This is a genomic window from Billgrantia antri (genome assembly GCF_017868935.1).
GTDB classification, from domain to species: domain Bacteria; phylum Pseudomonadota; class Gammaproteobacteria; order Pseudomonadales; family Halomonadaceae; genus Halomonas; species Halomonas antri.
Genome location: NZ_CP053383.1, coordinates 2,016,987 through 2,037,021, shown reverse-complemented (window position 1 = coordinate 2,037,021; position 20,035 = coordinate 2,016,987). Strand labels below are relative to the sequence as shown.

Here is a 20,035-nt window from a genome sequence, read left to right as displayed (position 1 = left end):
TCAGAACTTCTGTATCTGAATCAGTCCTGCAATTGCCTCAATAAAGCAGATCGACCAATCCCAGCGAGATCCACGGCATGTAGGTGATCGCCATGAGACAGGCGAGCACCACCAGCACGAAGCGCAGCAGCCAAGGAATCAACTGATCGATGGAGAGCTTGGCCACCGCACAGGCAGCGAACAGGTTGACCCCGAGCGGCGGCGTGAACATGCCAAGCGCCAGGTTGACGACGACGATCAAACCGAAATGCACCGGGTCGATGCCGTACTGCACGGCGATCGGGGTAAAGATCGGCGCCAGCACCAGGATGGCCGCCGAGGTCTCGACGAACATTCCGATGATCAGCAGCATGACGTTGACCGCCAGCAGGAAGGTCCAGGGGCTCTCGAATACCAGGCTGACCCAGTCGGCCACCTGGGACGGAAGCCCCGAGCGGCTGATCAGGAAGCTGAACAGTGCCGCCGCCGAGATGATCAGCATCACCGTGGCGGTGGCCATGACGCTCTGGCGCAGGATCGGCCACAGGTCCCCGAGGCCCAGTTCGCGATAGACCAGGCCACCGACGACCAGCGCATAGACCACCGCCACCGCCGAGGCTTCGGTGGGCGTGAAGACGCCACCGTAGATACCGCCGATGACGACCACTGGCATCAGCATCGCTGCCCAGGAACGCCGGAACGCGGTGAGGAAGGGAACCCGATCGTCCCGGTCACGCAGACCGTAACCACGCACCTTGCAGAAGAAATAGAGGAAGACCAGCAAGGCCCCGCCGATCAGCAGCCCCGGGCCGATGCCGGCGATGAACAGGCGACCGATGGACGTATCGGTGCTGACCCCGTAGAGAATCAGCGGGATCGAAGGCGGAATCAGTACGCCGAGCTCGGAGGACGAGGCCTGGATGGAGGCTGCCAAGGGGCGCGGGTAGTCATGCTTGACCATGGCGGGAATGAGGATCGAGCCGATGGCGAAAGTGGTAGCCACGCTGGAACCCGATACCGCAGCGAACAGCATGCAGGTGAGCACGCAGGTCATGGCCAGGCCGCCCTGCAGGCCACCTACCATCGACTTGGCCAGGTCCACCAGGCGCTGGGAGATTCCGCCGGCGGCCATCAGGTTGCCGGCCAGGATGAAGAAAGGGATCGCCATCAGCGGGAAATTGTCGATGCCCACGAACATCTGCTGCGGCACCATCAGCAGTGGGAATCGCGTGAAGAATTCGATGCCGATGATCGACGCCAGCAGGATGGAGACGGCAATGGGTACGCCGACGGCGAAGAAAATGATCAACGATAGACCGATGGCGAGATTCACAGGCCGGACCTCCGAGTCGGTTGAGCGGTGTCGTCGCCGTTCGGCAGAGCCGTGGATGGCATCGACGTGCCGTCTGCGGCAACCGGTGGCAGCGCCTCCTGTGGTGGCGCATCGGCCTCGACGTCGGCCAGCCCGACGGCCTCACGTCCAGTAGCCTGAGCCACCAACCGCGCCAGCACCGCCAGCACGGAAAACCCGGCACCGATGGGAATGGCTGCGTAAACCCAGGAAATGGAAATGCCAAGGCCCGAGAGCATCTGATTGCGAACCCTGAACGTCATGGCGGTACCGAAGTAGACCAGCACGACGAGAACGATGAGGCAGCCCAGGGCGATCGCTGCCTCGAGCAGGATCAGGCGTCGCGCGGGGATCATCTTGTAGATGACCTCGACCGACATCATGTAACCACCGCGGAAGCAGGCAGCGGCAGCGAGGAACACGCACCAGATCATCGACGACCGGGCGACCACCTCCGACCAGGTCGAAGGCGCGTCGAAGACGAAGCGTGTCAGTACCTGATAGAAGCCCGTGGTCACCGACACGCAAAGCATCAACACGGCCGCAGCAAGCGCCACGCGCGAGGTCGCGCGTTCGAAGCGCAGGAACAGTTCCACCATGGTATTCACCTAGCGAGGGCCGCCCCCGACAGTCACACCGGGGGCGGCAATGGACGCGATCAGCAGCTGCTGTTACGGATACGATCCAGCATCTCGCTGCCGTATTCGTCGGTGAAGACCTTGTAAGAGGGTTCGACGGCCTCCTGAAACTGCGACTTGTCGATATCCTCCACCACCGTCATGCCCTTCTCCTCGAGCTCCTCGACACCCTCGGTCTCGAGCCGCGATACCATGGCACGCGTAGCCTCGGCCCCGGCGCGGGCGGCCTCACGGAACCAGCCCTTCTCCTCGTCGCTCAGGCCATCCCACATGATCGGCGAGGCCAGCATGATCGCCGGCGAGTAGACGTGGCCAGTCAGCGAGAGGCGGTCCTGCACCTCCCAGAGGTTGCCGGTGAGAATCACCGAGATAGGGTTTTCCTGGCCGTCCACGGTGCCCTGCTGCAAGGCGGTGAACAGCTCTGGGAAGGCCATGGGAGTGGGATGCACGTCCATCTCGCGGAAAGCCGCCATGTGCATCTCGTTCTCCATGGTGCGGATCTTCAGGCCCTTGGCGTCTTCCGGCGTCTGCACATCACGCTGGCTATTGGTCAGATGACGAAAGCCGTTCTCGGTCCAGGCCAGGCCCACCAGCTCATGCTCACCCATCTGGTCGAGCAGCTCCTGTCCGATCTCGCCATCCAGCACGCAGCGAGCCTGGTCGTAATCCTCGAACAGGAACGGCAGATCGAGCACATAGGTCTGCGGTACGAAATTGCCCAGCGGGCCGGTCGAGGTGATCACCATGTCGATGGTGCCGATCTGCAGCCCCTCGATCATGGCACGTTCACCACCCAGAGCACCGGAGGGATGTTCCTCTACGGTGAACTCGCCTCCGCTGAGTTCCGCGAGCTTAGCGGCGAAGGCATCGACGCCTTCCGAATAGTGCGAACTATCGGAAGTGGTATGCCCCACGGTAACGGACTGGGCGGCCAGCGCGCTCAGGCTGGTGGCGGCCAGGGCGAGGGTCGATACGCCGGCGACGGCGGCATGCAGGGCGTTGCGAGCAAAGCGCTTGGTCATTGTTATATCCCCTTGGGTGTTACGGCTTGTTGGAAATCGACGACTCACGGTCGCCAGTACGCAACTGGTATAATGACATGATAATCACCTGACTCTGTCAAACGCGACCTTAGTCGCAGACATCCATGAGCCAGCCACTAGAGGAGCGGTCCTCCCCTACCTTCCTGAATCGACGAGAAACGCCTCGACGATTTCCCGGAAGTCCCGGTCACCTTCGAAGCCAAGCAGGTCGGCACGTCGAGTATTGAAGCGTGTCGGCCAGCTGCCTACGATGGCTTGAATGCGCGCGTCCGGCACATGCCGAATGCGCTCCACCGACGCCTGCCCCGCCAGCTCACGCAGCGTCTCCAGCATCTCGGCGACGCTCACGGTGATGCCCGGCAGCATGAAGGCCCGGAAGCTCCCCAGCGCATCGCCCGACACCTCGGCGCCGTGCACCAGCGCCTCGATCACCTTGCGCGGCGACATCACGAAAAGGTCGAGGTCGGTCGGCACGGGGCAGATGGCCTCCTCGCCATTCAGCGGCTCACGCAGAATGCTCGAAGCGAAGCTCGAGGCCGCGGCATTGGGCCGCCCCGGTCGGATGACGATGGTCGGCAAACGCAGCACCAGTCCATCGACCAGGCCACGGCGGCTAAAGTCGTTGATCAGCAGCTCGCACATCGCCTTCTGGGCGCCGTAGGAGTTCTGCGGATGCAGGGCGGTCATGTCGTCGAGGGTCTCGGGCAGCTCGCCACCGTAGGCGGCCACCGAGCTGGCCATGACCAGCCGAGTGGTCGAGAGTTCGCGGGCACGGCAGCCGTCGAGCAGCGCGCGGGTGGCGTCGAAGTTCACGGCCAGGCCCAGCTCGAGATCGGCTTCCGCGGCGGAACTCACCACCGCCGCCAAGTGGTAGATGACGTCGGGCCGGGCATCGAGCATGGCATCGAAGGCCCCTGGCGCGGTGATGTCGCGTGCCTGGGAGACGACTTCCACGCCGGCCGCCTCGGGTGCGCCGGCCTCGAGCTGGTCGATCAGGGTCAGCCGGCGGATCCGTTCGCCACGGAGCTCGCCGCGCTCGAGCAGTCGCTGGATCAGGCGCTGCCCCAGAAAACCGGCCGCACCGGTAATGGCAATATGCATGGTGTCGTGCTACCCCTGGTTGTGATTTGGTTGTGATGATCGCCGTGATGTTGGCTGGGTTCGTCAAGGCAAAAGCCCGTAGTTCCGCCCCCAGTCGAGCCCGGCGCGGGTGCCTGCCGCAGGCCGGTACTCGCAGCCGACCCAGCCGCCGTAGCCCAGCGCCTCCAGCCGGGCGAACAGTGCCGGGTAATGCACCTCGCCGATATCCGGCTCGTGGCGCTCGGGCACCCCGGCGACCTGCACGTGGCCGATCCGCGAGAACTGCCGCTCCAGATGACGGGTCAGGTCGCCCTCCATGATCTGGCAGTGGTAGAGGTCGAACTGCAGGCGCAGGTTGGGTTCGCCCACCTCCTCCAGTACTGCCATGGCCTGGTCCTGCCGCGAGAGGAAGAAGCCGGGCATGTCGCGGGTATTGATCGGCTCGATCAGCACCTCGCGGTCGAGTTTTGCCGCCTCGCGGGCAGCGAAGCGCAGGTTCGCCACATAGCAGGCATGATGGGCGGCTCGCGCGTCTTCTCGAGCCCCGCCATCGGCGTCCGGCGGCAGCAGCCCGGCCATGGCGTGCACTCGGGGGCAGTCCAGGGCCTCGGCATAGTGCAGCGCCTCTACCACGGAATCGCGGAACTCCGCCTCGCGCCCCGGCAGGCTGGCCAGGCCACGCTCGCCGCCCTCCCAATCGCCGGGAGGCAAATTGAACAGCACCTGCTCCAGGCCGCTCTCGTCCAGTGACGTGCGCAGCACCTGCGGGGTATGGGCATAGGGAAAAAGGTACTCGACGCCACGAAAGCCAGCCTCGGCCGCCGCCGCGAAGCGGGCGAGGAAATCATGCTCGGTGAATAGCATGCTGAGATTGGCGGCAAGTCGGATCATCATCAGCTCCTACGGTAAGGATGAGCGCAGTCAGTTTTTGGGCACGGCCTAGTCGCGGGGGAAACGAGTTTCGAGTTCCGCCACTTGCTCGGCAGTCAAGGCGCGCGGGTTCCTGCCGTGCAGCAGCAGAAACAGCTTGGCGGTCTCCTCCAACTCCTCGGTGGCATAGACCGCCGCCTCCAGGCTCTTGCCGGCCACCACCGGGCCATGGTTGGCCAGCAGCACGGCACTGTGCGCCCCTGCCAGGCCGCGCACCGCGTCACCCAGGGCAGGGTCGCCGGGAACGTGATAGGGCACCAATGGCAGCCGACCCACGCGCATCACGTAGTAGGCAGTGAGCGGCGGTATGCAGTCACATGGGTCGATATCGGGCAGGCAGGAGACGGCCACCGAGTGAGTGGAATGCAGATGCACGATGGCCCCTGCCTGGGGGCGCTCGGCGTACATCGCCATGTGCAAGAAGTGCTCCTTGGTAGGCTTGTCGCCATCCTGCCAGGCGCCTTGACGGTCGAGCCGCGAGATACGCGCCGGATCCAGCCGCCCCAGGCAGGCGTTGGTGGGGGTCATCAACCAACCGCCGTCATCCGTGCGCACGCTGATATTGCCGCTGGAGCCCATGGTCAGGCCGCGCTCGAACAGCGACTGGCCCAGCGTGGCGATCTGCTCGCGCAGGCGGCTCTCATCGTGGACGCTCATGCCTCGCCCTCCCCCGTCAATTCGTCCAGCACCGTGAAGGCTCGCGAGAAGAAGTCCTCGGTACCGAAGTTGCCCGACTTGAGCGCCAGCGACAGCGGCGCCTCGCGGCCGTCACGCGGTGCCTGGGTCCACGGCACGCCGGGGTCGATCTGGCCACCGATGCGCAACTGGCGAATGCCCAATGCCGAGACCACCGCACCTGAGGTCTCACCGCCGGCCACCACCAGGCGTCCTACGCCCTCATCGCCTCCTCCCCCCTCGACCAAGTTCCGGGCCAGCCACCCCAGCGCCTGCTCGACCAGCTCACCGGCACCCGTTGTCCCCAGCTCGGCCTGGGCGGCCTTGACTCGCTCAGGATCGGCGGAGGCATAGACCATCACCGGACCACCCTTGACTAGCCCCTCGCGGGCGAAGGCCAGGGCCGCCTCCAGGTGGGCGTCCCCCTCGGCGAGCTCGAGCGGGTCGAGGGCGAAGCCCGGATGACGCTCGAGGAAGCGGGCTACCTGCCCCAGAGTAGCCCGCGAGCAGCTGCCCGAGAGCACCAGGGCGCCACCCGCTGCAGGCGCCAGGCGGCCCGGCTGGCTGACTTCCGCCAGCCAGCCGCGGCGGCGATACTGTTCGGGCAATGCCTGCCCCAAGCCCGAGCCACCGGTTACCAGCGGGTAATCGACGACGGCTTCGGCCAGCAGCGCCAGATCGTTCTCGTCCAAGGCATCGCAGATGACGTGGCGCACTCGCTCATCGGCTAGGGTCACCAGGTGCGCCCGGGTGGCCTCGATACCACGAGCCAGTACCGGCCGCGCCAACAGGCCTACCGCATGCGGTGTTTGGCGGCCCAGTACGCGCACCAGGTCGGCATCGGTCATGGGGTTGAGCGGATGATGCTGCATGCCGCATTCGTTGAGCAGGCGATCGCCGACGAAGAGGTGGCCCTGATAGACCGTGCGACCGTTAGCGGGAAAGGCCGGTACCATTACCGTCTGACGGGCATCGAGCCGCTGCATCAGGCTATCGGCCACCGGGCCGATATTGCCGGCGTCGGTCGAATCGAAGGTGGAACAGTACTTGAAGAAAATCTGCCTGGCGCCCTGTGAGCGCAGCCAATCGAGCGCCGCCAGCGAATCTGCCATTGCCTGCTCGGCAGGCGTGGAGCGTGACTTCAACGCCACCACTACGGCATCCACCTCACCGAGGTCGGTCCCGGCGCTCGGCACGCCGATGGTCTGCACGCAACGCATGCCGGCACGTACCAGGTTATTGGCCAGATCCGTGGCACCGGTGAAGTCGTCGGCGATGGCGCCCAGCACAAGAGTCATGTCAATCGCCCCCGGCATCGTTGGCGGCTTCGGGAAGCTCGATGCCCGACAACCGCTGGTAGACCTTGATCACCGCTGCATCGTCCTCACGGCCAAACCCGGCACCCCGGGCGGCGATGAACTGCTGCAGGGCTGAGGCCGCCACCGGGGTGGGCATGGCCAGTTCGCGGCCGGTTTCGTGCACCAGGTTCAGGTCCTTGACGAAGATATCTACCGCCGAGAGCGGCGTATAATCGCCCGCGAGCATGTGCGGCACGCGGTTCTCGAACATCCAGGAATTGCCCGCCGAGTGGGTGATCACCTCATAGACAGTCTGCGGGTCGAGCCCCAGGCGAATACCCAGCGCCATGGCCTCGGCGGCGGTGGCGATGTGCACCCCGGCCAGCAGCTGATTGACCAGCTTCATACTGGAGCCGACGCCGGTGGTATCGCCCAGCCGGTAGACGGTAGCCGCCATGGCATCCAGCACCGGCGCGGCCTGGTCGAAGGCCTTCGGCACCCCCGAAGCCATTACCGAAAGTTCGCCGCTACGCGCCTTGGCCGCCCCGCCGCTCACCGGCGCATCGAGCATGACGAGCCCCATGGCTTCGAGGCGGGCGCCGAGGTCACGAGCAAAGGCTGGCGCCACGGTGGCGCATTGGATCACCAGGCTTCCCGGCTCCAGCCGGCTCGCCACGCCCTGTTCGCCGAACAGCACCGCCTCGACCTGCTCGGCATTCACCACCAGCAGCACGACGACATCGCATGCCGCCAGTTCATACGGCGCAGACACGCTGCGCCCACCCTCGGCATCGAATGCCCGCCGGGCCTGGCTGGCAATATCGCAACCGATGACGTCCAAGCGGCGTTCATGCAGGGCCAGAGCAGTACCCCGGCCCATGGCACCCAGGCCGATGACTCCGATGCGCGGGCTATTGGTTGGATGGCTCACCTGACGCTCCCTACGTGGCTGGCATGAACTGCCGAGACGATGAAAATGTTAGCGCTAACATGTTAGCGCTAACATTCTTGTAGTAGACTCAGCTTCAGCCAGCAAGGCTTAAGGTGATAAGGTGCGACCAATGTCTAAGCGCAACGACAACACGCGCCATCGGCGCGGCTCCGCCCAGCCGACTCTTGCCCAGGTGGCCGAACTGGCGGGTGTCTCCTCCATCACCGCCTCTCGGGCACTGAACGATCCGGAGCGCGTCAATGCGGCGACCCGTCAGCGCATTCTCGATGCCATGGAGCGTATCGGATACGTACCCAACCTGGTGGCCGGCAGCCTGGCCTCGGCGCGCTCGCGATTCATTGCCGTCGTCGTGCCTTCACTTGCCAATGCCGTGTTCATCGAGGTCATCCAGGGCCTGCAGTCCACCTTCGAGGCTGCCGGCTATCAGATCCTGCTCGGCAACACCGACTACGACATCGAGCGCGAGCATCAACTCATCCGCACCTTCCTCGGCTGGTCCTGCTCGGCCTTAGTGACCGCAGGGCTCAGGCATACTCCGGCATGCCGCGAGCTGCTCGCCGGCTGTGATCGCCCGGTCATGGAGGTAATGGAACTGGGTGAGGCGATCGACCTGAATGTAGGCCTCGACCACGAAGAAGCAGGAAGCTGCATGGCCCGGCATCTGTTGCGGCGCGGGTACCGCGATATCGTCTATGTCGGTGCACGCATGGAGGAAGACTACCGCGCCGCCATGCGCTATGCCGGGCACCGGGCGGCGCTCGAGTCGGCAGGCCTGGCCCCCCACCTGCTCGAGCTCGATCGGCTGGGCAGCCTGGAGGCCGGTGCCGAAGGCCTGGACCGGGTTCGCCAGCAGTTTCCCCGCGCCCGGGCGATCCACTTCGCCAACGACGACCTGGCGACGGGCGCTCTGCTACACGCTCTGCGCCTCGGCCTGCAGGTACCCGAAGAGATCGCCATCGCCGGGTTCAACGGCCTGCCGCTGGGGCAGCACGTCACTCCGCGATTGACCACGATACAGTCCTCACGGCACACCATGGGGCGTCTGGCCGCAGAACAGGTACTGCTCTGCCTGGCCGGGGAAAAGTTCGAGGCACGGCGGCAAGACGTCGGCTTCACGTTGCTTGAGGGAGAAAGCACCTGAACCCAGCCTCGCTCAAGCGGCAGGTTCGCTCAAGCCGTGCCTGCCCTTGTGGGCCGGACAAGATCGGCGGGAGAGGAAATAGAATTACGCTGGAAGCTATTCAGAAGCGGGACAGACGGAAAATGACAGCCAGGAGGGAAACGAGACAGGACCCTCCCTGGTCCTTGGCAGTGCGTGCCTATCAGCAGATATAAGCCGCCAGAGCATCGCGAGCCGCTTGGTGGGCCAATGCTTGGGAGGCCCAGTGGTTCAGCACTTCACACGCAAGATCCGCGTTCGATTGTACAGACATGAAGTTTCTCCTGTGTGACATCCAGAAACATCATGCCCCAGCTTTATCGACATTTCATCAGGGTGGCGAAACTTTGCCCGCAAGCCCCAAGGATACGTCGCTGTATGTCACAATTCTTGTCGTTGCACCCCACAAGTGCATGGAAAACGCTTCCATAACCGTTTTGGTGCGTTTATTCCTCAAGCGATTCTCCGGGCGAAACGGTGCTGATCGCTCTTGGTCTGTCCCAATCGACTTCAGCAGCAGCACCACCACATCCACTTGCAGTGCCTAGTGTACCGGAACGCATATGCGACATGCCCGCTGTCGGCCTGGGCTCGCTGGAAACGCGACTGGCACGCTGGGGGCTGATTTGAACGGGAAGCTGATATGAAGAAGCGCACGCTGTCGCCAGAAGAGCGTGAACAGGCGCTGCTGGACGTCGCTCAGGCGCTGGTCATGGGTGACATCGACAAAGACCAGGCACTGCGCCGCGATACGCTGGGGCTTTCGCAACAAGCCTATGCAGACCTGGTCGGTGTCAGCTGGCGCACCCTGTTGGATCTGGAGCAAGGCAAGGGCAACGTTTCGCTTGCGGTCATGAACCGGGCATTCGGCCACTGGGGCTGAAGGTCGGCCTGCAGCCTCGACAGCCCGCGCTGCTGGAGAAGGCACTGGATTTAACTAATTCTTTCTCGTAAATGATGTAGAATTAGTTAAATTCTTCACCGGTACCTCGCCATGGCCTATCAACAGCTTCAACCTGAACAGTCCCGGGTAGCAGTCAATGCGATGCAACTCTTCGAAGCACTCGAGCACCATCGTGCCCAGGCACGCCAGGTCAAGGGCTCGATGCACTGGAAGCGTATCCAAGGGCGAGAGTACCTCTACCGTGCCTACACGGGCGGCAAGAACCACTCGCTGGGCCCTCGCTCTTCCGATACTGAAGCCATTAAGAAAGCCTTCGACGCTAGCAAAGCGGAGTACACATTGCGGGAGCAGTCGCTTAAGGAACAGCTTCAGGTGCACTCCGCCTATATCCGAGCCAATCGGCTGAACCGATTTCCCATAGCCGGTGCCAGGGCGGTACGAGCACTGCAGCGCAAAGCAGTCCCTTTCCGCGTGATCGGAACCAATGCTCTTTACGCCTATGAAGCCCGTGCCGGCGTACTGATAGAACCTGAGCACCTGGCGACCGCCGACATCGATGTGCTCATGGATGCCCGGCAAGGCTTGAGAATCGTCACGGCACTCGAAGGTGAAACACTGCTATCCGTCATCCAATCCAGCGATCGCTCCTTCCAGCCGCTCACCGATACTCCCTTCGAGTTTCGAGCCGCCAATGCTAAAGGTTACATGATCGATCTCATCACCCAGGCCGTCGACCCCATGACGGTGAGTGACTTCGAGCTTCATCTGGAGCGCGGTGATTTGAAGCCGGTAGGCATCGACTCACTGAAATGGGCCATAGCCTCACCGCGCTTCGAGGCAACAGTCTTCGATGAGCGAGGCATGCCGCTGCGATTGTCTACCGTTGATCCGCGCGCCTTCGTGTTGCACAAGTGGCATGTCAGCCAGCAGCCCGACCGGGAACCGGTAAAACGTTATCGCGACGAGGCACAGGCACGCCTGGTCGCCACTCTGCTTCGCGATGAGCTGCGAGAACTGTCTACCACCCGAGCCGTCGAAAGAGCCTTTCCCCACCTCGTCAGACAGCAGGCCGACAGCCAGATCGACGAATTCGACGTGTAGGAAATGTTGACGGATCGTATGCCGACCTGATCGATGGCGGTCATGAACCGGGTATTTCGGCCACTGGGGCTGAGGCTCGGCCTGCTGCCTCGCCAGCCTGCGCTGCTGGAGCGGGCCCTGGCGCTCAGCGATAATGGAGCGAGCGGCAACCGGTCCTCCAACCCCAGCGGATAACCATGCTCTTCGAGATCCTGATCGTCGTCGCCCTGATTCTGCTCAATGGTCTGCTCGCCATGTCGGAGCTGGCCATCGTCTCGTCCCGTCCGCTGCGTCTCAAGGCGAGAGCCGAGCGAGGCTCGCGCGGGGCCGCCGTGGCCCTCGCCCTGATCGAGCACCCCGGTCGCTTCCTCTCCACGGTGCAGATCGGCATTACCCTGGTCGGTGTACTTTCCGGAGCCTTTTCCGGCGCCACGCTGGGCCTGAGGCTCGCCGATGCCCTGCCCGCCCTGGGTATACCGACGCAGTTTGCCGAGCCCCTCGGGATTGGCGGCGTCGTGGTCGTCATCACCTATCTTTCGCTGATCGTCGGCGAACTGGTGCCCAAGCAGATCGCCCTGGCCGATCCCGAAACCGTCGCCTCCCGCGTGGCACCGACCATGCGATTGCTCTCCCAGGCCTCGGCGCCCCTGGTCTGGATGCTCGATCGCTCGGGCCGCCTCCTGCTCACCCTGCTGGGTCAGTCGGGCAAGCGGGAGAGTGCCGTCAGCGACGAGGAGATCCGCATGCTGATCGCCGAGGCGGCGGGCGCCGGTGTCATCGAACAGGGCGAGACCGAAATGCTCACCGGCGTCATGCGCATCGCCGACCGCACCGCCCGCGGCCTGATGACGCCCCGCCACGAAGTCGAGATGGCCGAAGTCGGCGAGAGCCGTGCCAAGGTGCTCGCCCGCTTCCGCGCGTCGGGCCGTTCTCGCCTGCCGCTGCGCGGCCAGGGGCAGGACAACATACTCGGCCTGCTGCACAGCCGCGACCTGCTGCAGGCCACCGGGCCGGCGTTCGACCCAGCCGCGCTCGTGCGGCGCACGACGGTGATCCACGACGCCCTGCCGGCCATGCAGGTGATCGAGCGGCTCAAGACCTCCCCCGAGCACATGCTGCTGGTCTACGATGAGTACGGCAATTTCGAGGGCATCATCACCCCAATGGACATTCTCGGCGCCATCACCGGCAGCTTCGACGATGCCGAGACAGACGAGCCAAAACTGATCGAGCGCAGCGACGGCTCTCTGCTGGTGGCGGGGTGGATGCCGGTAGACGAATTCGCCGAGCGCATCGGCCTCGAGCTGGAGGCGCATCCCGAGTACGAGACCGTGGCCGGGCTCGTACTGCATCTAACCGCGGAACTGCCCCAGGTGGGCCAGCACGTGACGGTCGGCGACTGGCGTATCGAGGTGGTCGACATGGACGGCCGGCGGATCGACAAGCTGCTGGTGCAGCACAGCCATCCATCGAGCTGACGCTGTCTGCTACCTACGAGAACTGCCTACTCCCCGAGCCGTCGAAAGAGTTTTTCCTCACCGCGTCAGACAGCGGGCCAGCAACCAGATCGACGAATTCGACGGGCAGGACAGTTGGCAGACCGCCACCAGCCGTACGATTTTTTCAAATAGGCACTTTCAAATAGGCACTATAGTGCTCATATTCACCTTCAAACCAAAAAAATGAGCAACAAAGCACACAGTATTTGGATCGTCGGCTACAATTGAGCATTATCGTGCTCAATGGCTTCCCGTATGCAGCTCACCATACAGACCTACCTCGACCACCGCTGGCACGATGCCGCCACCTTGACCATTTCTGAACCGGCGCGCGGCACGCACGGCCCTGCGCGCCACCGCCGCCCGCCTCATCGGGCTACGGGATCGCCTGGCGGAGCGTGGCGTGCCGAAGCGTATACTCGACATGCCCGCCGTCGGCCTGAGTTCGCTGGAAACGCGACTGGCACGCTGGGGGCTGGTTTGAACGGAATGCTGATATGAAGAAGCGCACGCTGTCGCCAGAGGAGCGTGAACAGGCGCTGCTGGCCGTCGTTCAAGAGCTGGCGGAAGGAGTGATCGAGGAAGGCGAGGCGCTGCGCCGGCTGCGCCGCAATACGCTGGGGCTTTCGCAACAAGCCTACGCCGACCTGGTCGGTGTCAGCCGGCGCACCCTGTCGGACATTGAGCGGGGCAAGGGCAACGTCTCGCTGGCGGTCATGAATCGCGTATTTCGGCCGTTGGGGCTCAGGGTCGGGCTGTTGCCTCGCCAGCCCGCGCTGCTGGAGAAGGCGCTGGCTTTAACCAAGTCTCCCGCAGAATTAACGTAGAATTAGTTAAATTCCCTAGACGAATTCGACGTTTCGCCAGGAGCCCCGAATGCCCGCCAGTCTCGCTGAACTGCTCGACGCCGTGGAGCGCATCGCCCAACAAGCCGGCGAGGCCATCATGCGGGTCTACGCCCGCGATTTCTCGGTCGAAGTGAAAGAGGACGACAGCCCCCTCACCGAAGCCGACAAGGCTGCCCACGAGGTTATCATCACGGCGCTGAAGGCCTTGCCTGGGGCGATTCCGATCCTCTCGGAAGAGGACATCGCGGGCTTTCCGGGGCCCGATGACAAGGGGCGCTATTGGCTGGTCGACCCCTTGGACGGCACCAAGGAGTTCATCAAGCGCAACGACGAGTTCACCGTCAACATCGCGCTGATCGAGCATGGCAAGCCGGTGCTGGGCGTGGTGGTGGCGCCGGCGCTGAAGCTCACCTACCTGGCAGCGCAGGGCGTTGGTGCGTTCAAGGTCGACGCGAACGGCAAGCGCACGCCGATCCGTGCCGCTGGCAAGCCTGACGCAGGTGCCAGATGGCGCGTGATGGGCAGCCGCTCACATGCCAGCCCCGACCTGGCGGCCTGGCTGGATACCTTAGGGGAACATGATCTGGTACCGATGGGCAGCTCGCTGAAGTTCTGCCTGATAGCGGAGGGCCGGGCCGACGTCTATCCCCGCCTCGGCCCCACCTGCCTATGGGACACAGGCGCCGCCCAGGCGGTGGTCGAACAGGCCGGTGGCCGCGTGGAAAACCTGAATGGCGAGGCGCTCAGCTACGCCACGCCCGAGCGCCACCTTAACCCTCATTTCGTGGTGTGGGGGCACCAGCCCTGACGCAGCGGCACTATGGCTCTCTCGGATCACGCACATTCAAGCGGCTGGGCTTTCTCGATGCGCTCGAGTCGCTTGGCGTCATGCACCGCTTCCCATAGATCCACTTTCTGTTGCAGATTCAGCCAGAATTGTGGGGAAGTACCGAAAACGCGGGAAAGCATCAGCGCGGTATCCGCTGTCACGGCCCTCTTGTTCCGGCATAGCTCGTTCACAAGGCGTGGAGAAACGCCCATCCTTTCGGCCAGTTTGGTTTGGCTGAGATCGAATGGCTCGAGGAATTCATGTGTCAGCATCTCACCGACAGTAGTAGGTTTGCGATTGATCTTGAACATTACGATCACCTGTAAGTGTGAGAATCCAGATAAACGTTGTGTGCCCTCTCGCCATCCCACTCGAAAATGAGCCGGTATTGCTTATTGACGCGAATCGAGCACTTTCCCTCCAGCTGACCTTTCAGGTGCTCGAACCGATTACCAGGAGGAACGCGAAGGTCGTTCTCCTCCGCTGCGGCTTCGATAATGTCCAACTTCCTGGTCAAGGCTGACTCGATTGCGTTAGGTATTCGCCTATGAGCTATGCCATCGACGAAATATGCCTCGAGCCACGCATCACGAAAACTGTCGATCATCCCTGCCCCCTTTCCAATTACACTATACCGCCTCACGGTATAAATCAAGCCAGTCCGTGCCATGAACGAATAACTTGTTGAGATCACGAATTTCGTGGTGTGGGGGCACCAGCCCTGACGCAGCAGCACAACGGCCTCGATGCTTGCCGGCCAGGCAGTGAACTGGCCAGGAGCGCCGCATGGCTGCTACACCTACCAGTACAGGAAGAGGCAAAGCGAATGTCACAAGGCCTCAGGGCCAGGGAGGACGCAATGCAGCGCCTGTACTTTCTGATCCCCGACAGGGAGACCACTACCGACATCGTCAATGAACTGAACGCGATGGGGCTGACCAAGGACCACCTGCACGTCATGGGCAAGGATTGGCAGCCTCTGGAAAAGGAAGGGGTACCCGTCGCCACGCTGATTCAGACTTCCGATGTCGTCAACGCCTCGAAGCGCGGCGCCGTCGTCGGGGCACTACTCGGCTTGGTGCTAGGCCTGGTCGCGCACTACGTGCTGGTCGACACGAACATCGTCTGGATGGCCCTCGGCATGACGCTCTTCGGGGCACTGTTCGGGGTATGGGCGAGCACGATGGTTGGCGTCTCGGTGAAGGACATCAAGGTCGACAAGTACGACAAGGCGATCAAGCGTGGCGCCATGCTGCTGATCATCGACGTACCGGACGAACGAGAAGGCGACTACCGGAACGTGATCAAGCGCTACCACCCCGAAGTGGTGATCGAAAAAGTGACCGCGCAAGAGCGTGAGCAGCATGCGGGTGAGGGCCACTGACTCAACCGGCCTGGCCGGGTATCGGCGGCTCGCACACGGATTTAACACCCCAAGCCTAATCCACCGCCTCGCGCTTGCGCACCACGTCGACTTTCTGCTGCTGCCGCGTCCACTTGCCTTGGGGCTTGTCGATGTACTGAAAGTACTCGTTGGTGAAATTGCCCTGATTGCAGGTTGTGCGGTAGCAGGCCGTGGGCACCTCATGGCGCGGCAACACCTGGTTGAAGACCCCAGGCCCGGTCAGCTCGAAAATGTTCTTATCGGTCTCGTTCTCGATATTGGCGAGAATGGTTTCGCCAATGCGCTTGATGCGGGGGTTCGCTGGCTTGCTGGCGATGAAATAGTTGCTGATGTCACCACGGCGGGTGGTGATATAGAGTTCATCCAGCTCTGGCCTGACGATTCGCGCCAGCGGCCACACCGCATGGGCATCGATATCCAGGTAGACCCCGCCGTGCTTCTGCAGCACTAGTACGCGCCAGAAATCGGCCTGGGCCGCCCCCACCTGCAAGCGCGAATAGGCCTCGAAGATCTGCGGCGAGAAATGCTCCCGAATGAAGTCCGAGCGCGCCTCGGTGATCATGAAGCGGTACTCGAAGCTCGGTGCCATCAAACGGTTGAAGAGATAGTTCAGATAGACCGGCAGCGTGGCCTTGTCGGTGAAGTTGGTTTGCCAGATGATGCGCGGCACCTGGGATGACTGCTTCGAGCCCCACCACGGCGCGGCACGTTCGGGAATGGTGAATCGCTTGTGGGGAAAAACGTAATGGAAGCCATACGACGCCATCTTGGTGATGTTAGCCAGCAGCTTGACCAACCTGGCGAAAGCCAGAATGCCTGTATTCTTCACCCTGCATCCTCTGTTAGAGCACGCCCGGCATCCACCGATGCGTCGCGCGTCCCACTGCGATGATCCCTCCATGGTGATCTGCCTTCACCTGCTCCGCGCCCATACCGGGCTTCGCCTGGCACGGCTGCGGGCGGATGTTGGCTCCCCTACGACAGGTTCACGGCAGGCCAGTTCCCTCGCCGCCTTACGACGGAGGATGCTGCGCTGCGCGCCAGATGCGGACTCAAGGTTCTGTCCGAAAACTGGCTACGCTCGGCCATACGGCGTTAAAAATCGGCTCAAAGTACTCATTTACACCCCGTAAACTCCGTCTTTTCGCCGATATTTGCCTTGTCTGGCCTTCGCTCGCCGACTTTTCAGGCAGAGCCTAGCACAACGTTGCGGCTCGCGGTCGAGAGAAAACAGAAACGAAATCAACGGTCAGCGGGCGGGCCCGCTTATCGCCTAATGTGCTTCCGGGCCGGCCGCCTAGGCGCGTTGGTGGGTATCGGGTAAACTGGCCGCCCATCGACATGGCCCATCTACATGGCTAACCAATACGGAGTGTGGAGCACGGATGCGATGTTGAAACGGTTCGCCTTTGTCATTTCCGACCTTTATGGCGGCGGCGCGGAAAAATCGCTGCTGTATACCGCTGACGGGCTGCGTCAACGCGGCCACACGGTGCGCGTCTTCACGCTGCGCGAGCGCATCGAGCATCGCATTCCCGAAGGCCTCGACATCGTCAACCTGGCCGTCGTCAATCGCTTCACCAAGGCCATCACTAATGGCTGGGTGGAAAAGTGGCAAGCGAAGCAGATCGCCAAAGCCATTCACGATTACCAAGCCGATGTCGTGCTCTCTTGCTCCTGCGACAGAATTACCCGGCACATACAGCATCCCAACCTGTACTTCTGGATAAAGGGCGATACCTCAGCCCAGTTTCGTCACTCCGCCAAGCGAGAAAAGAAATTTTCCAAGCAGCGCACCTATTACAACGGACGCAAGATCATCGCCGTATCCCGTGGGGTAGAGCAGAATCTGCAAGACATCGTCGGCATCAGGCCGGCGTACATCCAGACCATCTATAACCCCTACGAACGGCAGCCCTTCCTGGAGATGGCCAAGGAAGAGGTTTCGCTTCCCCTCAACGAGTACTTCCTCCACGTCGGGGCCTTTACCCACGTCAAGCGGCAGGATCGTCTGCTTCGCGCCTACGCCCGCAGTGGCGTCGAAACGCCCTTGCTGCTGCTCGGAAAAGGGGAAACCGAGGGGGAAATCAAGCAGTTGATCGCCGAACTGGGGCTCGAGAACAGGGTCACCATGCTCGGCTACCGCACCAACCCCTATCCTTTCATCCAGCAGGCCAAGGCGCTGGTGCTCACCTCCGATGCCGAAGGGTTGCCCCGCGTGCTCATCGAGGCGCTGCTGCTGCATACCCCGGTCATCAGCGTGGATTGCCCCAGCGGGCCCCGGGAGATCCTCACGGGCGAGTTGGCCAGCTTCCTCGTCGGGCAGGAAGACGAAAAAGGCCTGGCCGACGCCATCACCCGAATGGACCAATCGCCGGTCGAGATCGATGAGCGCTATTATCAGCAGTTTCTCGCCGAGAACGTCATCCCTCAGTTCGAGTCACTGTGAACGGGGCATGACATGAAACTGCTCGACATCCCGTTCGACGATCGCCGTCGCCGCTATCTCGTCTTCCATGCCAACGGCCTGCCCGACAAGCTCGCGCTCGCCAGCACGACAACCACCGCGCAATTCGAGGCCATCGGCAGCAGCCGCTTCTTCGTTTCGCGTGACGGCAAGCTATTGGCCAAGGTCGTGCCGGACAAATTCAGAAAAGCGCAGGCCCCGCTGAAATGGCTGCTGCGCGATTACATCGAGAAACGCTGGCTGGCACAGTGCGATGCCCGCAAGGAGTACAACAGCTTGCGAATCCTGAGGCGCGCCGGCCTGGCCACGCCCCGCTGCCATGGCTGGGGCCTCTCGCTCAACCCCGGCAACCGTAATGCCTCGCTGTTGCTGATGGAACAGGTCCATGATGCACGCCCCGGCGGAGAAGTGTTCAAAGAAATGAGCGAAGCGAATCGTATAGCTTTTCTTGAGCGTTTTTGTGCAGAAGTCATTCAGCTAGCGCACACTGGCTATGTGCATCGTGACCTGCACTATAACAACCTGTTACTAACCAAGGACGAAGAACTCATTTGGGTCGATTCCCACGTTCGACGCCTACCAACAAAAATTGCCGACCAATGGCCGGCAATATCAAGCATGTTTACAAAAAACAAACTAAATGGCGAAAAGTACAAAAAGCATGTCGAGGAATTAGCACATGCATCGTGGTTCAGAAATTAACCTATTGGCCATACATCTCGAACTTAAGTTTCGTGGCCGCTTATAGTTATTAATCCGAAAGCGCCAAATATTGGGCTGCAACATTATCAGCAGCCAAGTGAGAAACGACACCTGATGAAACATTAGGCGGCGTTTCCATGACTTCTCGTATAGATGATGCTAATGCCACATTATCATCAACCATGACAAGATACCGCGCCAGCTCGCCCGTAAGAATTTCACGCGGCCCTGAAGGGCAATCGGTGCTCACCACGGGAGTGCCACAAGCCAAAGCTTCGGCAATAACCAGTGAAAATCCTTCATAATCAGAGCTTAGGATCAACGCATGCGCACGTTTCATATAAGCATATGGATTATCACGATGCCCTAGCAAGATTACCCGTTCATGTAATCCGAGTCGCTCTATCTCCTTTTCTATGAACACACGGTCTTTTCCTTCCCCAATTACAACAAGCGGATGGTTTATGCCGCTATCCCGATAAGCTTTTAGTAATCGATCAAATCGTTTCGAGCGTTGTTCGAGCCGACCAACGAAGATTAAAAATTCATCAGGGACATCATTAATTGGCTCTTGACTATCCTTAACGATAGTTTCTAGATCCAGAGGATTTTGAATAACAACCCTAGCTCTGCCCTCCACACCAAAACTACGATGCAGCGAGTCAATAACTCCTTGCGACACACCAATTAAACGTCTACTGCTGTACAAACTACGTACCTTGCAGCGTTTCAGCATGCGGGCAAAAGCCCGCTTATTACCCAGAAAAGACATCTCCGGGTCGGAATGGAGACAGTACCAAGCCTGAGCTGAAAGACAGCTTTTTCGGACCACCTGATGGGCATGATGCAAGTGCGCCACCACCAGAGATGGTTTAGGATCCCCCAACGACGCCAATAAAATGTTCAGTTTACGAGCATGTAAATGATACCTACGCTGCCGTTGCCATCGTCCTTTAGGAATAAAAGGCAAGCGGTAAAGTTCAATCTCAGATGGCACTTGGTGAGATATACGATCACTTAGAACCACCAATGTGACTTTAGCTCCCTTTCGCATCAAGGCCACGCAAAGATTACGAACCACAACGGGAGCACCGCCAGTATCGAGGTGATCCACAATAAACAGTACATCACTCATTTCAGCATCTCAGAAAGGATCTTAACCATGGTTGTGCATCAGGCGGCGTTATCATAAATAA

The 20,035-nt window shown here is 61.5% G+C and carries 22 protein-coding genes; 10 read left to right on the top strand and 12 right to left on the bottom strand.

The annotated features are described in order from the left end of the window. Positions 1-37: 37 nt before the first annotated feature. The 8 genes from HNO53_RS09485 to ltnD form a co-directional block, all read right to left on the bottom strand. The gene (locus HNO53_RS09485) at positions 38-1,312 is read right to left on the bottom strand and encodes a TRAP transporter large permease (protein WP_209478103.1); all 1,275 of its coding nucleotides are present in this window, start codon (positions 1,310-1,312) and stop codon (positions 38-40) included. Next, entirely contained in the window at positions 1,309-1,929 is a 621-nt protein-coding gene (locus HNO53_RS09480) for a TRAP transporter small permease (RefSeq protein ID WP_209478102.1), read from the bottom strand. Before HNO53_RS09480 ends, HNO53_RS09485 begins: the two co-directional genes overlap by 4 nt. Positions 1,930-1,988: 59 nt before the next feature. Then, positions 1,989-2,990, bottom strand: coding sequence for a TRAP transporter substrate-binding protein (locus tag HNO53_RS09475; protein ID WP_209478101.1), 1,002 nt, complete (start codon positions 2,988-2,990; stop codon positions 1,989-1,991). Positions 2,991-3,146: 156 nt separating this feature from the next. Beyond that, on the bottom strand, positions 3,147-4,112 hold the full coding sequence (gene denD / locus HNO53_RS09470) for a D-erythronate dehydrogenase (RefSeq protein WP_209478100.1): 966 nt from the start codon (positions 4,110-4,112) through the stop codon (positions 3,147-3,149). Between the two features lie 63 nt (positions 4,113-4,175). Next, the gene (otnI, locus tag HNO53_RS09465; protein WP_209478098.1) at positions 4,176-4,982 is read right to left on the bottom strand and encodes a 2-oxo-tetronate isomerase; all 807 of its coding nucleotides are present in this window, start codon (positions 4,980-4,982) and stop codon (positions 4,176-4,178) included. Positions 4,983-5,030: 48 nt separating this feature from the next. Next, entirely contained in the window at positions 5,031-5,678 is a 648-nt protein-coding gene (gene otnC / locus HNO53_RS09460) for a 3-oxo-tetronate 4-phosphate decarboxylase (RefSeq protein WP_209478096.1), read from the bottom strand. Further along, a complete protein-coding gene (gene otnK, locus HNO53_RS09455; RefSeq protein WP_209478094.1) occupies positions 5,675-6,994 on the bottom strand; it encodes a 3-oxo-tetronate kinase in 1,320 nt (439 codons plus the stop codon). The genes otnC and otnK overlap by 4 nt, the downstream gene beginning before the upstream one ends. 1 nt (position 6,995) lies before the next feature. Then, a complete protein-coding gene (gene ltnD / locus HNO53_RS09450) occupies positions 6,996-7,925 on the bottom strand; it encodes an L-threonate dehydrogenase (RefSeq protein ID WP_275951367.1) in 930 nt (309 codons plus the stop codon). A 130-nt stretch (positions 7,926-8,055) separates the two neighbouring features. Here ltnD and HNO53_RS09445 point away from each other — a divergent pair, with 130 nt between their 5' ends. From HNO53_RS09445 to cysQ, 7 genes are all read left to right on the top strand, one after another. Then, entirely contained in the window at positions 8,056-9,087 is a 1,032-nt protein-coding gene (locus HNO53_RS09445) for a LacI family DNA-binding transcriptional regulator (protein ID WP_209478092.1), read from the top strand. A gap of 661 nt (positions 9,088-9,748) precedes the next feature. Beyond that, positions 9,749-9,988, top strand: a complete 240-nt coding sequence (locus HNO53_RS09440; RefSeq protein WP_242597598.1) for a helix-turn-helix domain-containing protein — start codon at positions 9,749-9,751, stop codon at positions 9,986-9,988. Positions 9,989-10,099: 111 nt separating this feature from the next. Beyond that, positions 10,100-11,110 carry a GSU2403 family nucleotidyltransferase fold protein gene (locus HNO53_RS09435; RefSeq protein WP_209478091.1) on the top strand — a complete coding sequence of 337 codons (1,011 nt, stop codon included), beginning with the start codon at positions 10,100-10,102 and terminating at the stop codon, positions 11,108-11,110. A 42-nt stretch (positions 11,111-11,152) separates the two neighbouring features. Then, positions 11,153-11,284 (top strand): hypothetical protein, encoded by a 132-nt coding sequence (locus tag HNO53_RS21595; RefSeq protein ID WP_275951366.1) that lies wholly within the window; start codon positions 11,153-11,155, stop codon positions 11,282-11,284. A 2-nt stretch (positions 11,285-11,286) separates the two neighbouring features. Continuing rightward, on the top strand, positions 11,287-12,567 hold the full coding sequence (locus HNO53_RS09430; RefSeq protein WP_209478089.1) for a hemolysin family protein: 1,281 nt from the start codon (positions 11,287-11,289) through the stop codon (positions 12,565-12,567). Positions 12,568-13,085: 518 nt separating this feature from the next. Continuing rightward, the gene (locus HNO53_RS09425) at positions 13,086-13,415 is read left to right on the top strand and encodes a helix-turn-helix transcriptional regulator (RefSeq protein ID WP_209478087.1); all 330 of its coding nucleotides are present in this window, start codon (positions 13,086-13,088) and stop codon (positions 13,413-13,415) included. Between the two features lie 49 nt (positions 13,416-13,464). Continuing rightward, on the top strand, positions 13,465-14,244 hold the full coding sequence (gene cysQ, locus HNO53_RS09420) for a 3'(2'),5'-bisphosphate nucleotidase CysQ (RefSeq protein WP_209478085.1): 780 nt from the start codon (positions 13,465-13,467) through the stop codon (positions 14,242-14,244). Between the two features lie 26 nt (positions 14,245-14,270). Here the strand turns inward: cysQ and HNO53_RS09415 are convergent, their stop codons facing one another. Both HNO53_RS09415 and HNO53_RS09410 read right to left on the bottom strand, forming a co-directional pair. Beyond that, positions 14,271-14,576 carry a HigA family addiction module antitoxin gene (locus tag HNO53_RS09415; RefSeq protein ID WP_209478083.1) on the bottom strand — a complete coding sequence of 102 codons (306 nt, stop codon included), beginning with the start codon at positions 14,574-14,576 and terminating at the stop codon, positions 14,271-14,273. A gap of 5 nt (positions 14,577-14,581) precedes the next feature. Next, complete coding sequence (locus HNO53_RS09410; protein ID WP_209478082.1) at positions 14,582-14,872, bottom strand: type II toxin-antitoxin system RelE/ParE family toxin; 291 nt, start codon at positions 14,870-14,872, stop codon at positions 14,582-14,584. 252 nt (positions 14,873-15,124) lie between these two features. Between HNO53_RS09410 and HNO53_RS09405 the strand changes: the two genes are divergently transcribed. Continuing rightward, the gene (locus tag HNO53_RS09405) at positions 15,125-15,649 is read left to right on the top strand and encodes a DUF1269 domain-containing protein (protein WP_209478080.1); all 525 of its coding nucleotides are present in this window, start codon (positions 15,125-15,127) and stop codon (positions 15,647-15,649) included. Positions 15,650-15,704: 55 nt separating this feature from the next. Here HNO53_RS09405 and HNO53_RS09400 read toward each other — a convergent pair whose 3' ends face one another. Beyond that, entirely contained in the window at positions 15,705-16,499 is a 795-nt protein-coding gene (locus HNO53_RS09400) for a glycosyltransferase family 32 protein (RefSeq protein ID WP_242597597.1), read from the bottom strand. A 561-nt stretch (positions 16,500-17,060) separates the two neighbouring features. Here HNO53_RS09400 and HNO53_RS09395 point away from each other — a divergent pair. Further along, positions 17,061-18,119, top strand: a complete 1,059-nt coding sequence (locus HNO53_RS09395; protein ID WP_209478076.1) for a glycosyltransferase — start codon at positions 17,061-17,063, stop codon at positions 18,117-18,119. A 12-nt stretch (positions 18,120-18,131) separates the two neighbouring features. Continuing rightward, positions 18,132-18,839 (top strand): lipopolysaccharide kinase InaA family protein, encoded by a 708-nt coding sequence (locus HNO53_RS09390; protein WP_209478075.1) that lies wholly within the window; start codon positions 18,132-18,134, stop codon positions 18,837-18,839. 49 nt (positions 18,840-18,888) lie between these two features. On the opposite strand, the gene HNO53_RS09385 is transcribed toward HNO53_RS09390, so the two are convergent. Next, a complete protein-coding gene (locus HNO53_RS09385) occupies positions 18,889-19,974 on the bottom strand; it encodes a glycosyltransferase (protein WP_209478073.1) in 1,086 nt (361 codons plus the stop codon). Positions 19,975-20,035 lie beyond the last annotated feature (61 nt).